The following is a 16,527-nucleotide window of genomic DNA, read 5'->3' on the forward strand; positions in this document are numbered from 1 at the left end:
TGTTCACGATTTCTGAATATTACTGCAGTCGGGGCTTTGGGGGAATTTCGGTGATCGTTCGCATGGCAGGCGCGATTCGTCTCGTGCGTGAGCTGCGCACTTGTTGGGCGAGTATGCCCGAATCGGGTGAGCCTCGCGCATCGCAGGCGAAGACCACCACGCGGCTCGGCCGCGCGCAGGTGGCAATCGCCGCGGCGCTTGCGCTCACCTCGTTCGGAAGCATCGCCGCCCAGGCTTCGACTGGCTGTACCGCGATCAATTCGGGCCTGCTGAATCACCAGGTCGTCTACGCGTCGGGCGCCCCCAGCGCCGGCACGACGGCCGCTGCAAGCTATTCCACCGCGACCTACAACACGGCGCGGTCTTCAGCCGCCTGGACCGATCCGTTCGATCCGGCGATGAACTATGTCCCGAACAACACGACCTTCTACGCCTTCGACCAAGGCGACAGGGTCATCGTCAGCGGCAACTTCACCGCCACCTCCGGCACCGAACTGCGCCTGCGCCTGCGCCTGGGTTCCGGTACTTCCGCAGCGAGCAACATCACAGAGGCGTCCATCCTGACCAGCGCGTCGGGGAGCTTCTCGACCGCTGAATATACCCTGCCGGCCGGCACCACCGCGGTGGGCCTGACGACGGGCCGCGCCTCCGGCGCCAGCGGCACGATCGTCGCCAGCATGACCTGCACGCCGGCGCAAAGCGCGCCGACGCTGAGCAGCTTCACCTATGGCAGCATCGTCGGCTACAATCCCGGCGGCGCCGCCGCGACCAACATCGACGTCGCGACCGGGGGCAGCCCCACCAATTCACCGACCAGCTACAGCGTCTCGAACGCGCCGGGGGGCACCTTCGCCGGCAGCGCGGCGACCAGCGGCGGCGGGACGGTGTCAATCAACAGCGCCGGGCAGGCGAGCTATACGCCGCGCATCGGCTATCGCGGCACCGACACGTTCTTCGCGCGCGCCACCAACGGCGGAGGCACCTCCTCCCCGGCCACAGTCACGCTCGCCGTCGGCAATCCCACGATCACCGCCAGCCTCACCGGTTCAGGTGCCACGGTCGGCTCGGGCTTGTCGGGCTATGCGGTCACACCCACCGGCGGCAATGCACCCTATAGCTGCGTGCTGAATGCAGGATCGGCAGTGCTTCCAGGCGGGGTCACCCTTAATTCGAATTGCACGCTCACCGGCACCCCGACGACGCCCGGCACCTACAGCTTCAACGTCGACATCACCGACAGTTCGGTCACCGGCGCCAATGGTGGGACCGCGTCGCCGTTTACGCAGGCCAATGTCGCGGTGACGAACTTCGTCATCACCCAGAGCGCGCCGACGGTCACGGGCCTCGCGCCCGCGCTTGGCGGCACCGCCGGCGGCACCTCGGTCGTCATCACCGGTACCAATTTCTACAACGTCACCGGCGTCAGCTTCGGCGGCAACGCCGCGGCCGCCTACACCCGCAACTCCGCGTCGCAGATCACCGCCACCTCGCCCTCGGGCAGCGGCGCGGTCTATGTCGTCGTCACCACCACGGCGGGCGCCAGTCCCACCGCGGCGGGCAACCAGTTCGTCTACAGCGATCCGCCGTCCACGCCGGTAGTGACGGTGCCTGCCAACGGCGCGGTCACCGGGTCGACCACGCCGGCCTACCAGGGCGTGTCGGACGCAAGCGTGACGATCACCGTCCTGATCGATGGCGCGTCGATCGGCACGACCACCGCGACGGGAAGCGGTACCTGGACCAAGGCTCAGCCGGTCGCGCTCGCCGCTGGCTCGCACACCGTGGCCGCCTTCGCGACCAATGCGCAGAGCCAGAGCAGCGCCACGTCGGGAACGAACACGTTCACGGTCACGCCGGCGCCGGTCGCCAGCAACTATACCCTGCCTGTGGCGATCACTTATAATGCGGGTGCCAACACAGCGACCGCTTTCTCGATCGCGGGACAGGTGTCGAACAACCCGACCAGCTATGCCGTGGGTTCCGCGACGTCGGCCAATGGCGGGACGGTGTCGGTCAACAACAGCGGCGTGGTCACCTACATCGCGGCGATCGGCTTCCGGGGCAGCGACAGCTTCACCTACACGGCGAGCAACGCCGGCGGGACGTCCAACGTTGCGACGGTAACCGTGTCGGTCGCCAATCCGGCATTGTCGGGCACGCTGTCGGGTAGCGGCACGCGTGGCGCTCCATTGTCGAACGTGCGGATCATCCCGGCGGGCGGCCGGCAGCCTTATAGCTGCGGGACCACGCTTGCATCGGGCGCGCTGCCCGCAGGCACCAGCCTCCAGGCCGACTGCTCGATCACCGGCACCCCCGCGGCCAGCGGCAGTTTCTCGTTCACGGCAAACGTCACCGACAGCTCGACCCCGGCGTTCACGCAGGCAACGGGTACGCTGACGCTCGTCGTGTCCGCTCCGGCGCTGACGCTTTCGCCTGCGGCAGGCGCGCTGCCCGGCGGGACCGTCGCCACGGCCTATTCGCAGACGTTCACCGCCAGCGGTGGTACGCCGCCTTTCAGCTTCACCAGCGCCGGCACGCTTCCTACCGGCCTGAGCCTTTCGGCCGGCGGGGTGCTGTCGGGCAATCCGACCACAGCCGGGACGTTCAACTTCACGGTCACCGCAACCGACTCCTCCTCGGCGGGAAGCGGCGGGCCCTATTCGGTCAGCAACAGCTACTCGCTGACCATCGCCCCTCAGGCGCCGGTAGCCGGCGCGGTGAGCGCGACGGTCGCGTACAACTCGACGAACAATCCGATCACGCCCACGCTCTCGGGCGGAGCGACCAGCAGCGTGGCGATCGCGTCTGCGCCGGCGCACGGCACTGCCACTGCGAGCGGCACGACGATCGCCTATACGCCGACCCCGGGCTATATCGGCGCCGACAGCTTCACCTACACCGCTACCGGTCCGGGCGGCACCTCGTCCCCGGCGACCGCGAGCATCACCGTCAGTCCGCCCCCTGCCCCGACAGCCGCCAATGTCAGCGGTATCGCGGTGCCCTATGGCAGCTCGGGCACCGCCATCGACCTTTCTTCCGCGATCACCGGGGTGCATTCCGGCGTCACCGTGACGACCGCGCCTGCGCACGGCACCACCAGCGTGGCAGGCGACGTGGTCACCTACACGCCGGCCGCGGGCTATTACGGCGCCGACAGCTTCGCCTACACCGCGAACGGTCCTGGCGGCACGTCGAACACCGCGACCGCCAGCCTCACGGTCGCCACCCCGGCCGCGCCCGTCGCCGCCGACCGCAACGTCGCCGTCGCGTACAACACCGCTGCCGCGATCGACCTTTCGGGCTCGATCTCGGGGGTGCATTCCAGCCTCACCGTGGTGAGCGCACCGGCGCACGGCGCGGTCAGCGTGGCGGGCGACGTGGTGACCTACACCCCGGCCACCGGCTATTTCGGAGCGGACAGCTTCACCTACACCGCCACCGGACCCGGCGGCACGTCAAACATCGCGACCGTCAACCTCACCGTCGCCACCCCGGCCGCGCCCGTCGCTGCCGACCGCACCGGCGTCACGATCGCCTATAACAGCGCCGGAACCCCGATCGATCTATCGGCCTCGGTCAGCGGGGTGCATTCGAGCATCGCCGTGGCGACGGCGCCGGCACACGGCACGACGTCGGTTTCAGGGGATGTGGTGACCTACGTTCCGGCGGCGGGCTATTACGGCGCCGACAGCTTCACCTACACCGCCACGGGTCCGGGCGGGACCTCGGCCCCGGCGACGGTGTCGCTGAACGTCGCCACGCCCGCGGCTCCCATAACGAGCGACCGCACCGGCGTGACGGTGGCCTATGGTAGCACGGGCACGGCGATCGATCTTTCCGCATCGGTCAGCGGCGTGCATTCGAGCATTGCCGTGGCGACGGCGCCGGCCCACGGCACGACATCGGTTTCAGGCGATGTGGTAACCTACGTCCCGGTGGCCGGCTATTACGGCGCGGACAGCTTCACCTACACCGCGACCGGCCCTGGCGGCACGTCGGCACCGGCGACGGTGTCGCTGAACGTCGCCACGCCTGCGGCTCCGGTAGCGAGCGATCGCACTGGCGTGACGGTGGCCTATGGCAGCACGGGAACGGCGATCGATCTTTCCGCATCGGTCAGCGGGGTGCATTCGAGCATTGCCGTGGCGACGGCGCCGGCCCACGGCACGACATCGGTAACGGGCGATGTGGTGACCTACGTCCCGGCGGCCGGCTATTATGGCGCGGACAGCTTCACCTACACCGCGACCGGTCCCGGCGGCACGTCAGCGCCGGCCACGGTGAGCCTGACTGTCGCGACGCCTGCGGCGCCGAGCGCGGCCAACGTGTCCGGGGTCGGGATTCCCTATAATGGCACAGGAACCGCGATCGACGTCTCCGCCTCGGTGACCGGCGTCTATGGCAGCATCGCGGTGGCAAGCGGCCCGGCGCACGGCACCACCAGCGTCAGCGGCAGCGTCATCACCTACACGCCCGCGACCGGCTATTACGGCGCGGACAGCTTCACCTATACCGCGACCGGTCCCGGAGGCACCTCGGCCCCGGCAACGGTAAGCGTCACCGTCGCGACGCCATCGGCCCCGACCACGACGGACGTATCGAACGTAGCGGTGCCCTTTGGCAGCAGCGGCGTGGCGATCGACCTGTCGTCTTCGATCGGCGGCGTGCATAGCAGCGTTGCGGTGGCGAGTGCTCCGGCGCACGGCACGACCAGCATCAGCGGCGACGTGGTGACCTACACCCCGGCGGCTGGCTATTATGGCCCGGACAGCTTCACCTACACGGCGACCGGTCCCGGCGGGACCTCTGCGCCGGCGACGGTGAGCGTCAATGTGGCGGTGCCGCCGGCCCCGACCGCGGGCGACCGCTCGGGCATTGCCGTTCCCTATCAGGGCAGCACGCCGATCGACCTGTCGAGTTCGATCGGCGGCGTGCATAGCAGCGTCGCCGTCACCGGCGGCCCGGCGCATGGCACGACCAGCATCAGCGGCGACGTGGTGACCTACACCCCGGCGGCTGGCTATTACGGGCCCGACAGCTTCACCTACACGGCGACCGGCCCTGGCGGGACCTCTGCGCCTGCCACGGTGAGTGTCGATGTCGCAGTGCCCCCGGCGCCGACTGCCAGCGACCGCTCGGGCGTGGCGGTGCCTTATCAGGGTAGCGCGGCGATCGACCTATCGTCTTCGATCAGCGGCGTGCATAGCAGCGTCGCGGTGGCGAGCGCCCCGGCGCACGGCACGGCCAGTGTCAGCGGCGACGTGGTGACCTACACGCCGGCGGCTGGCTATTACGGCGCCGACAGCTTCACCTACACTGCGACCGGCCCTGGCGGGACTTCCGCGCCGGCGACGGTGAGCGTCAACGTGGCCGTGCCGCCGGCGCCGACCGCGAACGACCGCTCGGGTGTGGCCGTGCCGTATCAGGGCAGCGTGGCGATCGATCTGTCGACCTCGATCGGGGGCGTGCATAGCAGCGTCGCCGTAACCGGCGGTCCGGCGCACGGTACGACCAGCGTCAGTGGCGACGTGGTGACCTACACGCCGGCTCCTGGCTATTACGGCACGGACAGCTTCACCTACACGGCGACCGGCCCTGGCGGGACCTCCGCACCTGCCACCGTAAGCGTCAACGTGGCAGTGCCGCCGGCCCCCACGGCGAGCGACCGCTCAGGCATTGCCGTGCCCTATCAGGGCAGCGTGGCGATCGACCTGTCGAGTTCGATCGGCGGCGTGCATAGCAGCGTTGCGGTGGCGAGTGCTCCGGCGCACGGCACGACCAGCATCAGCGGCGACGTGGTGACCTACACCCCGGCGGCTGGCTATTATGGGCCAGACAGCTTCACCTACACGGCGACCGGTCCCGGCGGGACCTCTGCGCCGGCGACGGTGAGCGTCAATGTGGCGGTGCCGCCGGCACCTACCGCGGGCGACCGCTCGGGCATTGCCGTTCCCTATCAGGGCAGCACGCCGATCGACCTGTCGAGTTCGATCGGCGGCGTGCATAGCAGCGTCGCCGTCACCGGCGGCCCGGCGCATGGCACGACCAGCATCAGCGGCGACGTGGTGACCTACACCCCGGCGGCTGGCTATTACGGGCCCGACAGCTTCACCTACACGGCGACCGGCCCTGGCGGGACCTCTGCGCCTGCCACGGTGAGTGTCGATGTCGCAGTGCCGCCGGCGCCGACTGCCAGCGACCGCTCGGGCGTGGCGGTGCCTTATCAGGGCAGCGCGGCGATCGACCTGTCGTCTTCGATCAGCGGCGTGCATAGCAGCGTCGCGGTGGCGAGCGCCCCGGCGCACGGCACGGCCAGTGTCAGCGGCGACGTGGTGACCTACACGCCGGCGGCTGGCTATTACGGCGCCGACAGCTTCACCTACACTGCGACCGGCCCTGGCGGGACTTCCGCGCCGGCGACGGTGAGCGTCAACGTGGCCGTGCCGCCGGCGCCGACCGCGAACGACCGCTCGGGCGTGGCCGTGCCGTATCAGGGCAGCGTGGCGATCGATCTGTCGACCTCGATCGGGGGCGTGCATAGCAGCGTCGCCGTAACCGGCGGTCCGGCGCACGGTACGACCAGCGTCAGTGGCGACGTGGTGACCTACACGCCGGCTCCTGGCTATTACGGCACGGACAGCTTCACCTACACGGCGACCGGCCCTGGCGGGACCTCCGCACCTGCGATCGTGAGCGTCAATGTCGCGGTGCCCCCGGCACCCACGGCGGCGAACGTCTCCAACGTGGCGGTGCCCTATGACAGCACCGGTACCGCGATCGACCTGACCAGCGCGATCTCGGGCGTCCACACCAGCACCGCCATCGCCACCAACCCGGGGCACGGCACCGTGACGGTGGCCGGCGATGTGGTCACCTACATCCCGACGACCGGCTATTACGGGACCGACAGCTTCACCTACACCGCGACGGGCCCGGGCGGCACGTCGGCCCCGGCGACGGTGACGCTCCAGGTCGCGGTGCCGCCGGCGCCCAGTGCGGCAAACGTTCCCAACGTGGCGGTGCCTTATGGCAGCACCGGCACGGCGATCGACCTGACCAGCGCGATCACCGGCATTCACACCAGCACCGCAATCGCCACGCCACCCGGGCATGGCACGGTGACGGTGTCGGGCGACGTGGTGACGTACATCCCCACGGCCGGCTATTACGGAACCGACAGCTTCACCTACACCGCGACCGGGCCTGGCGGCACGTCGACCCCGGCGACCGTCACGCTCCAGGTGGCGGTGCCGCCGGTGCCGACGGTCACCGACCGCGGCAACGTCGCGATCCCGTACAACAGCGCGGGCACGGCGATCGATCTGGCGAGCGACATCGGCGGCGTCTATACCGGCATCGCCGTCGCAGCGGCCCCGGCACACGGCACGGTGACGGTCGCCGGCTCCGTGGCCACGTACATCCCGGCCACCGACTATTACGGCGCGGACAGCTTCACCTACACCGCGACCGGCCCTGGCGGGACCTCGGCGCCAGCGACGGTGCGGTTGGTGGTGGCACCGCCACCGCCGCCCCAGGCCGGCAACGGCGCGGGCAGCGTCGCCGGATCCACCGCGACCACGGGAGCCCAGAGCGTCGACGTCGATCTCTCGGCGCTGGTGACCGGCACCTATGACCGGATCGAGATCCGCACCCAGCCGGCACATGGCACAGTGACGCTGCGCGGCAATCCGGCGGCGCGGGCGGCACTCGCGGCCCAGGCGGCAACCGGCCCGCGGGTCATCGCCACCTACACCGCGGCGGTCGGCTTCGTCGGCACCGACAGCTTCACCTTCGTGGCGGTCGGCCCGGGCGGTAGCTCGGCACCTGGCACGGTCAGCGTCACGGTGGTCGGCCAGCTGCCGGTGGCGCTGCCCAAGACGGCGCGAATCGGCGACGGACAGACGGTGTCGGTGATGCTCACCGATGGCGCGCGCGAAGGGCCGTTCACCGCGGCGACGATCGTGAGCGTAACCCCCGCCGACCAGGCGAGTGCGACGATCGTCGCGAGCGGTTCGGGCGCGACGCAGGCCTATCGCCTCGACGTGAAGGCAGCGGCGCGGTTCGGCGGCACGGTGGTGGTCACCTACACGCTGAGCAACGCCTACGGCACCTCGGCGCCCGCCACCGTGACGGTGACGGTCACCGCGCGGCCCGATCCCACGAACGATCCCAATGTTCGCGCGATCAGCGACGCCCAGGCGGAAGCCACCCGCCGCTTCGCGCGTGCGCAGGTCGGCAACTTCATGCGCCGCACCGAGCAGCTTCATGGCAGCGGCAGCGGGACCGGCGGCGCGCAGTCGAACGTCACGCTCAACTCGCGCGACGGCGGCGGCATCGTCCAGGCGACGCCGGCATTCGACGCCTCGGCGCTGGATATCACCGAGCGGATGCGGCCTTCGGCAGAGGATCCCGCGCTCGGCCGGGTGCTCGGCAGCCGCGAGGGGCTGCGCTGGAACCGTGCCGATCAGCTCGGCTCGACGATGGCGATCACCGAGATGACCGCCGCCGAGCGCAACGCAGCGCGCAAGGCGTCGGGCGTCGCGGGTGCGGTCCAGCCGCTGGCGCAGGATGACGAACAGGGCGGCGACGGCGTGCGCCGGATCGGCTCGATCGGCATCTGGAGCGGGGGCGCGATCGACATCGGCACGCAGGACGAGACCACCGATCGGTCGAAGATCACCGCGACGTCTGCGGGGCTGAGCGCCGGCGCCGACCTCAAGCTCGCTGAGGGCGTGACGGTCGGACTCGGGGGTGGCTATGGCAACGACCTCAGCCGGATCGATGGCGGCGCCGCGCGCGTCCGCTCCGACAGCACGATGGTCGCGGCCTATGCCAGCCTGGTGCCGGTGGAGCATGCCTTTATCGACGGCATGATCGGGCTGGGCGACCTGCGCTTCCGCACCCGCCGCGTGGTGCCGGACACCAACGCGACGGCGGTCGGCAGCCGCGACGGCGACTTCCGCGTCGGGGCGCTGGCGGTCGGCATCGACCGTCAGGGCGAGGGGTTCAACTGGTCGCTCTACGGCCGCGGCGAGGTGCTCGACGCCACGCTGGGAGCCTATGTGGAGAGCGGGGCCGACCGGTTCGACCTGCGCTTCGACGAGCGCAAGCTGACCTCGGTCACCGGTACGCTGGGCGCGCGGTTCGAGCTGAAGCAGAACTATGTGTTCGGCACGGTGATGCCGCGGGTCCGGGCGGAGTGGAACCACGAGTTCGCCGACGCCGACGCCCAGCGGCTCGACTATGCCGACATTCCGGGCAGCGCGCTGTACGGGATCGAGACCCAGGGCTGGTCGCGCGAGCAGTTCCAGCTGAGCCTCGGCACCCGCTTCCTGCTTCCCAGCCTCTGGTCGTTCGACTTCGAAACGGTGTTCCGCGGCGCCTCGGGCCAGCGCTCGGGGTCGGTGCGGGCACAGGTCACCAAGGAGTTCTGACGATGACGGCGCGGGCGGGAGGCGCGGCGTGAGCGTTCCGGCAGCGCAGGGACCAGCGACGCCGGACCCGTACACCGGGGCGCTGTTCCAGCCGCTATACGCGCCGATGTCGCGGGGGGACTGGGCGCTGGAGCTGGTGCCGATGCTGGTCGCGCCGGGCTATTGGAGCCCCGCGCGGCTGGTGCAGGATGTCGCGGTGCTCAAGCGGCGGTCTTCCACCGGCCAATGGTCCACCTGGATGTCGATGACGCCGATGGAGATGGAGAGCCAGGAGATCGGCATCCGCCTGGCGCATGGTCATGTCCTGATCTTCGGCATGGGGATGGGCTGGTCGGCGGCGGCGACGGCGATGCTGCCCGCGGTGACGCAGGTGACGGTAGTGGAGCGGGACGCCGACGTGATCGCGCTGCACCAGGCGCTCGGCACGCTCGCGCAGCTCCCCGACCAGGCGCACGCGAAGCTGCGCGTCGTCCAGGGCGATGCGCTGCGCTATGTCCCCGAGGCTGCCGTCGACTTGCTCATGCCCGACATCTGGCTGCCGCTGGTGGGCGGCGACCGGGTCGGCGAAGTGGCGCGGATGCAGGCCAATGTGCGGGCCCGCTCGATCTATTTCTGGGGGCAGGAGATGGAGATCGCCCGCCACGCCGTTCGCGACGGGCGGGCGCTGGACGAAGCCGGCATCGCCCGGACCGTCGCCGGCTTCGGGCTGCCGCTGCTAGGTCCCCAAACCCCTGATTATGCCGAGCGTACCCGCCATGTCGCCGACCGCTGGATGCGCGACCGCTGGTTGTCCTGAGCGGCGCGACTGCTGGTCAGCGCCACTCGGGATGGTGGACCAGATCGGGCGAATACAGGTTCACATATTGCGCCAGCCGTGGCCGATCGCTGCGGTTGGGACTCGCTCCGTGCGGGAGGTCCTGGCGCCAGATCACCAGGTCGCCCACGCCCGCGCCGATCGCGACCGTCTCGCCGGTGAGGTCGACCGCACGCGGATCGCGATCCCCCAGATCGTTCAGCCAGGCTTCGATGCGGCGGTGAAACCCCGGCACCAGGCGCAGCGCGCCCTGGTCCGGCGCGGTGTCGGTCAGGTACAGGATGCCCTGCGTCGCGAACGGGATCGGCCAGGCCAGGCTGACGTCCCAGTGCAGCGGCGTCCCCTGGAACGGCGCGGTGGCGGTCTCCGGGGGATTGAAGCTCATCCGATCGACGGCGACCCACAGGTCGGCGCTGCCCCATAATTGGGCGAATGCCTTGTGGATCCGGACCGCGTCGCGTGCCGCCGCCTGCGCCGGATGCTGGAACTGCTGGACCATGATCCCCTGGCGCCCCTCGCCGTACCAGCTGGCGGGGTCTTCGGGATCGCCGCCGACGCGCGTCCACAGCAAGCGCGCCGCCGCCGCTGCCGTCTCGGGCGGCACCGCGTGGCGCAGGATCACCCAACCTTGCGCGTCCCACTGCGCGAGATCGCTCGAGTCGAGCACCGGCGGCATCGCTTCGATCGCGGCGATCCGCGTCTGTACAGGGGGCGGTGGCGGCGCCCGATCCAGCCAGGCATGATAGCGCGCGACCGCAACCGGATCGGGTGGCCCCGCAGCCGCGACCACCCAGTCGGCGAACGCCGCCAAGCTCGGACGTTCGCTCGCGAGGTGGCGCATGCCCTGTTCGAGCCCGATCCCGAGCAGATCAAACAGCATCCGGTCGCGCTGGTCCTGGCGTGGGGCATGGCGCGCGCGCAGGCTGTACTGCGCCCAGAGCTGCTCGAGGCCGCGGATCTCGAGGAAGAGGGACAGCGCGGCCATGCTGCACCATCCGCAGCGGCGGGTGCCGGGTCAAGCGTCGCGCCGACCGGCTACGCATGTGCCTGGGTCTTCAATAAACTCTGGCCTTGTTCCGCACTTATTGATAATCAGTCGCATCATGAACATGGCCGCAGTGATTCCCGTGCCAGTGCGCCTCGCCCAGCTTCCGCGAATGAAGCCCGGCACCGTGGCTGACGTCGATTGGAGCCATCTCTCCGAGCCGGAGGCACGCCGCCTGCGCGAGCTCGGGCTGGACGAAGGCGTCGAGGTCGAGTTGCTCCACCGCGCCGGCCTGTTCGGCGGACCCATCGCCTGCCGGATCGGCCGCATGACCGTGGCGCTGCGCCGTCACGTCGCCGCCGCGATCCACGTCGCCCCGAGCGCTGGCTGACTCCATGAACCCCGCACCACTGGTGGCGCTGGTCGGCAATCCCAATGCCGGCAAGAGCGCGCTGTTCAATGCGCTCACCGGCGCGCGCCAGAAGGTCGGCAATTACCCCGGTGTCACCGTCGAGCGGCATTCGGGCCGCATGGCGCTGCCCGATGGCCGCCCGGTCGAGCTGATCGACTTGCCCGGCACCTACAGCCTCGATCCGTCGAGCCCCGACGAGCAGGTTACGCGTGACGTGCTGTTCGGCCGCCAGGCAGGCGAGCGGCTGCCCGACGCGATCGTGACCGTCGTCGACGCGTCCAACCTCGACAACCATCTTCGCTTCACGCTCCAGCTGATCGCGCTCGGCCTGCCGATCGTGGTCGCGCTCAACATGGTCGACCTGGCCGAGCGCGACGGACTCACGCTGGATCCCGAGAAGCTCGAGCGCGAGCTCGGCGTGCCTGTGGTCCCCACGGTCGCGGTGCGCCGGCGCGGCCTCGACCAGCTCAAGGACCGCCTCGCCGAAGTCACCCGTACCGCCAAGGCGCCGCCGCGCAGCGACGTGCCGCACGACATCACCCTGCTTCAGCGCCGCGCGCGCCAGATCGCCACGGCGGTGACGGTTTCGGAAACCGCCGCGCGCCGCTGGACGCACCGGCTCGACGCAGTCGCGCTGCACCCGGTTTCCGGCCCGATCCTGCTGCTCGCCCTGCTGTTCGTCATGTTCCAGGCGGTGTTCGCCTGGTCCGAAGCGCCGATCGGCTGGATCGAGGCGGGCATGGCCTGGCTCGGCGGCGCGGTCGGCGACGCGCTTCCCCAGGGACTGCTGCGCTCGATGCTCGTCGACGGGGTGATCGCCGGCGTCGGCGCGGTGATCGTGTTCCTGCCGCAGATCCTGATCCTGTTCGGCTTCATCCTGGTGCTGGAAGCGACCGGCTACATGGTCCGCGCCGCCTTCCTGATGGATCGGCTGATGGCCGGGGTCGGACTGTCGGGGCGCGCCTTCATTCCGCTGCTGTCCTCCTTCGCCTGCGCGGTGCCCGGCATCATGGCCACGCGCACCATTTCGGACGATAAGGACCGGCTCACCACCATCCTGATCGCGCCGATGATGACCTGTTCGGCGCGGCTGCCGGTCTACACCATCATCATCGGCGCGCTGATCCCGGACCGGACGGTCGGTCCGGGCATCGGGCTTCAAGGCCTCATCCTCTTCGCGCTGTACATCCTGGGCATTGCCGGCGCCTTCATCGCCGCGATGGTCCTGCGCCGCACCGTGACCAAGGGCGCGACCAGCGGCTTCATGATGGAAATGCCGAAATACCAGATGCCCCGCCTGCGCGACATCGGCCTGGGGCTGTGGCAGCGCGCCGAGATTTTCCTCAAGCGCGCCGGCACGATCATCCTGGTGACCACCATCGTCTTGTGGGCGCTGCTCAGCTTCCCCAAGCCGCCCGAAGGGTCGGCCGTGTCGCCGGTCGATTATTCGGTTGCCGGGCGCATCGGCAACGGCCTTCAGACGATCGTCGCGCCGATCGGCTTCAACCGCGACATGGCGCTGGCGCTGATCCCGGCCATGGCCGCGCGCGAAGTCGCGGTGGCGGCGATCGGCACGGTCTACGCGGTCGACAATCCCGATGACGCAGCGGGCGAGGCGTCGATCCGCGACAATCTCCAGGCGCATTGGAGCCTGCCGAGCGCGCTTGCCTTCCTGATGTGGTTCGTGTTCGCGCCCCAGTGCATTTCGACGATCGCAGTCACGCGGCGCGAGACGAACGGCTGGAAATGGCCGCTCTTCATGCTCGGATACCTGTTCGGAATTGCGTACATTTCCGCCGGAATCACCTATTGGACGGCCGTGGCCCTGGGGCTCTGACCCTTCAATCCTCCCCTGGAAGGGGAGGTGGCAGCGCGAAGCGCTGACGGAGGGGTATCCCTTTAGATAGCGGGACACCCCTCCACCACGCGACTGCGTCGCGCGGCCCCCATCCCCTCCGGGGGAGGATCTTTAGTCCCGCTTCGCCCCGTCGAGTTCCCGCTCCGCCCGGGACCGTTCCGCCGCCTCGGCCTGCTTTTCGGCCTTGCTCCGACCGAACTTCACGCGATTGGCTTCAGCCTTGACGTCCGCCGTCGCTTTGGCTCTCGCCTTACGAGCCCTGTTCAGGTTAATGATCTCGGCCATACGTTCTTTTAGCGCCGGCACGCCCGGCGCCCAATCGATTAAACTGGAGTTTCCATGGCCGGCAGCGTCAACAAGGTTATCCTGGTCGGCAATCTCGGGCGCGATCCCGAAAGCCGCAGCTTCCAGAACGGCGGCAAGGTGGTCGAGCTCCGCATCGCCACCTCCGAAAGCTGGAAGGACCGCAATTCGGGCGAGCGCAAGGAAAAGACCGAGTGGCACACGGTCAAGGTCTTCAACGAAGGCCTGGCCAACGTCGCCGAGCGCTTCCTGCGCAAGGGCTCCAAGGTGTATATCGAAGGTGCGCTGACCACGCGTAAGTGGCAGGACCCGCAGGGCAACGACCGCTACTCGACCGAAGTGGTGCTCCAGGGCTTCAACAGCGTGCTGACCATGCTCGACGGTCCCGGCGACCGCCAGGGCGGCGGCGGCGCTGGCGGTGGTGGCCGAAGCAGCGGCCCCAGCGACGATTGGGGTGGCAATGACGATTTCGGCGGCGGTGCGCCGGCTCGCGGCGGTGCCGGCGGCGGCAACTTCAACAGCGGCGGCCAGCGCGGCGCGGGCGGCGGCCAGGGCGGCGGCTTCCCCGACGATCTGGACGACGACGTTCCGTTCTAAGCAACCCGCCTGCCCCGCGCTCGTTGATCCTCTTCGAACGGGAGGATCGACGATGCGCAACGGGTTGATAGGATTGTCGCTGCTGCTGGCCGCGTGCAGCGGCGAAGGGGATGGCACCGGCAACGCGACGGTCGCAACGACCAACGATCCCACTGCTCAGAACGTCGCGGAGGCCGCTGCCAATGGCACCCCCGCCGCAGTCGCCGCAGCCACCGATTGCAGCAACAAGCCTGACTTCGTGCCCATCTATCGCGAGGCGCAGGTCACCAGCTGCATTTCCGGCCCAGACGGCGAGCCGCGCCATGTAAGCGGCTCGATTGTCTACACCACGCACACCAGCCCCAACGACATACGCGCCTGGTCGCTGGATCAGGCCAAGGCTGCCGGCTTCATCGACGCCGCGGTGCAGGGCGACAAGCTCACCACGGGCGTGTCCGAAGGCCGCAAGCTGATGATCGTGTCGGAGGCGTATAACGGCGCCACGCGGGTGACGGTGAACTGGAGCGGTCCGGTTCGGTAAGGATCGGGCGTTAGCCCTTCACGATCTCGGCGGTGCCGAACATGCCCGCCTGATAGTCGGCGAACGCCTGGCGGATTTCCTCCACGCTGTTCATCACGAACGGGCCGTGGGAGACGATCGGCTCCGGGATTGGCTCGGCATGGCTGAAAAGCAGCAGCGCCGGCTCCGACGCGGTCAGCGTCACCGCGTCGCCTTCGCCAAGCTCGGCCAGCGTGAACTGCGGCACGCGGATACCTGCCACCTCGAACGCGCCGCGGGCGCCATAGAGGAACACGTCGCGTCCGCGCAGCCCGTCAAACGTCACGCTGCCGCCCTCCGCCAGCTCGACCCAGGTCATGAACACACCGGTCAGCGACTCGATCGCGCCCTGTTCGCCACCCCAGTCTCCGGAGACGAGGTGCACCGTCGCGCCAGCGCTACGCACCGCCGGGATCGCGTCCGCCTGAACCCCGACATAGCGCGGGGGGCACATTTTCAGCCGGGCAGGCAGGTTCACCCAGAGCTGCAGTATCTCCATCGGGCCGCCGGCGCGCTTGAAGCTGTCGGGGGAAATCTCGGCATGCACCAGCCCGCGCCCGGCCGTCATCCACTGTACACCGCCTTCGCGAATGACGCTCTCATTGCCCGCCGAGTCGGTGTGCGCCAGTTCGCCTTCCAGGATGAAGGTGACGGTCTCGAACCCGCGATGCGGATGCGGCCCGAACGGCAGCCCGCGGTTGTTGGACGGATAGACCTGCGGCCCATGATGGTTGAGGAACAGGAACGCGCCGACATGCTCCACGCTCGGCCCCGGCACCGGCCGCCGGGTGACGAGGTCGCCGATATCGTCGCGCCGCGCCTGGTGCAGCCTGGAGATGGTGCGCTCGGTCATATCGCTCTCCGCAGCAGGAACACCGCATGTTCGGCGAACAGGTTCGCCATCGCCGATCCGGTGCGCTGGTCTCCGCTCAGGAACCAGCAACCCTCGACCACGATCCCCCGGCCTTTGAGGAAAGCGCGGAAATCGTCGATCGTCACGTGGTGGATGTTGGGCGTGGCATACCATTCGATCGGCAGCAGCCGGGTGACGGGCATCCGCCCCCCGAACAGCAAGGACGTGCGGACGCGCCAATGTGCGAAGTTAGGGAACGACACGAACGCCCGCCGGCCGATCCGCAGCAGCTCTTCCAGCACCTGGTCGGGCCGCCGCGTCGTCTGCAAGGTCTGGCTCAGGATCGCATAGTCGAAGCTGTCGTTCGGGTAGTCGGCGAGATCCACATCGGCATCGCCCTGTATCACCGAAAGCCCGCGCCCCATCGCCGCGGCGACGTCGCCCGCGTCCAGCTCCAGCCCGCGCGCGTCGCATCCGTGCCGGTCACGCAGCGCCGCCATCAACGCCCCGTCGCCGCAGCCCACGTCGAGCACACGGCTGCGCGGCTCCACATTGGCGGCGATGATAGACAGGTCGGGACGAAGGCTCATCGGCTGGCTTTCGTTGGTGCACGCGGAGGCGCGGAGGCGCGGAGAAGGGCAGTCGCCGAAGCAGCGGCAGGGATTCTACCCCAGGCATGCGCCGACTGCGTGCCTTGTGGGTCTCCCGCCCGACGCCGAGCAGCGAAATCTCC

General features: G+C 69.3%; 10 protein-coding genes. 6 read left to right on the forward strand and 4 right to left on the reverse strand.

What is annotated here, in order from left to right:
- Positions 1-113: 113 nt before the first annotated feature.
- Both LZ586_RS11800 and LZ586_RS11805 read left to right on the forward strand, forming a co-directional pair.
- Complete coding sequence (locus LZ586_RS11800) at positions 114-9,434, forward strand: Ig-like domain-containing protein (RefSeq protein WP_235076492.1); 9,321 nt, start codon at positions 114-116, stop codon at positions 9,432-9,434.
- 28 nt (positions 9,435-9,462) lie between these two features.
- Positions 9,463-10,230, forward strand: a complete 768-nt coding sequence (locus tag LZ586_RS11805; protein WP_235076493.1) for a hypothetical protein — start codon at positions 9,463-9,465, stop codon at positions 10,228-10,230.
- Between the two features lie 16 nt (positions 10,231-10,246).
- Here the strand turns inward: LZ586_RS11805 and LZ586_RS11810 are convergent, their stop codons facing one another.
- Positions 10,247-11,233, reverse strand: a complete 987-nt coding sequence (locus LZ586_RS11810; protein ID WP_235076494.1) for a phytanoyl-CoA dioxygenase family protein — start codon at positions 11,231-11,233, stop codon at positions 10,247-10,249.
- 118 nt (positions 11,234-11,351) lie between these two features.
- Between LZ586_RS11810 and LZ586_RS11815 the strand changes: the two genes are divergently transcribed.
- Together LZ586_RS11815 and feoB are read left to right on the forward strand one after the other, a co-directional pair.
- Positions 11,352-11,624 (forward strand): FeoA family protein, encoded by a 273-nt coding sequence (locus LZ586_RS11815; RefSeq protein ID WP_235076495.1) that lies wholly within the window; start codon positions 11,352-11,354, stop codon positions 11,622-11,624.
- Between the two features lie 4 nt (positions 11,625-11,628).
- Entirely contained in the window at positions 11,629-13,482 is a 1,854-nt protein-coding gene (feoB, locus tag LZ586_RS11820; protein ID WP_235076496.1) for a ferrous iron transporter B, read from the forward strand.
- A 132-nt stretch (positions 13,483-13,614) separates the two neighbouring features.
- On the opposite strand, the gene LZ586_RS11825 is transcribed toward feoB, so the two are convergent.
- A complete protein-coding gene (locus tag LZ586_RS11825) occupies positions 13,615-13,788 on the reverse strand; it encodes a DUF4169 family protein (protein ID WP_235076497.1) in 174 nt (57 codons plus the stop codon).
- 54 nt (positions 13,789-13,842) lie between these two features.
- Between LZ586_RS11825 and ssb the strand changes: the two genes are divergently transcribed.
- Positions 13,843-14,403 (forward strand): single-stranded DNA-binding protein, encoded by a 561-nt coding sequence (ssb, locus tag LZ586_RS11830; protein ID WP_235076498.1) that lies wholly within the window; start codon positions 13,843-13,845, stop codon positions 14,401-14,403.
- 52 nt (positions 14,404-14,455) lie between these two features.
- Positions 14,456-14,923 (forward strand): hypothetical protein, encoded by a 468-nt coding sequence (locus LZ586_RS11835; RefSeq protein ID WP_235076499.1) that lies wholly within the window; start codon positions 14,456-14,458, stop codon positions 14,921-14,923.
- Between the two features lie 10 nt (positions 14,924-14,933).
- Here the strand turns inward: LZ586_RS11835 and LZ586_RS11840 are convergent, their stop codons facing one another.
- Entirely contained in the window at positions 14,934-15,794 is an 861-nt protein-coding gene (locus LZ586_RS11840) for a pirin family protein (RefSeq protein ID WP_235076500.1), read from the reverse strand.
- Complete coding sequence (gene metW, locus LZ586_RS11845) at positions 15,791-16,384, reverse strand: methionine biosynthesis protein MetW (protein ID WP_235076501.1); 594 nt, start codon at positions 16,382-16,384, stop codon at positions 15,791-15,793. The genes LZ586_RS11840 and metW overlap by 4 nt, the downstream gene beginning before the upstream one ends.
- Positions 16,385-16,527 lie beyond the last annotated feature (143 nt).

Source organism: Sphingomonas sp. S2-65, assembly GCF_021513175.1.
In the GTDB taxonomy this organism is placed as follows: domain Bacteria; phylum Pseudomonadota; class Alphaproteobacteria; order Sphingomonadales; family Sphingomonadaceae; genus Sphingomonas.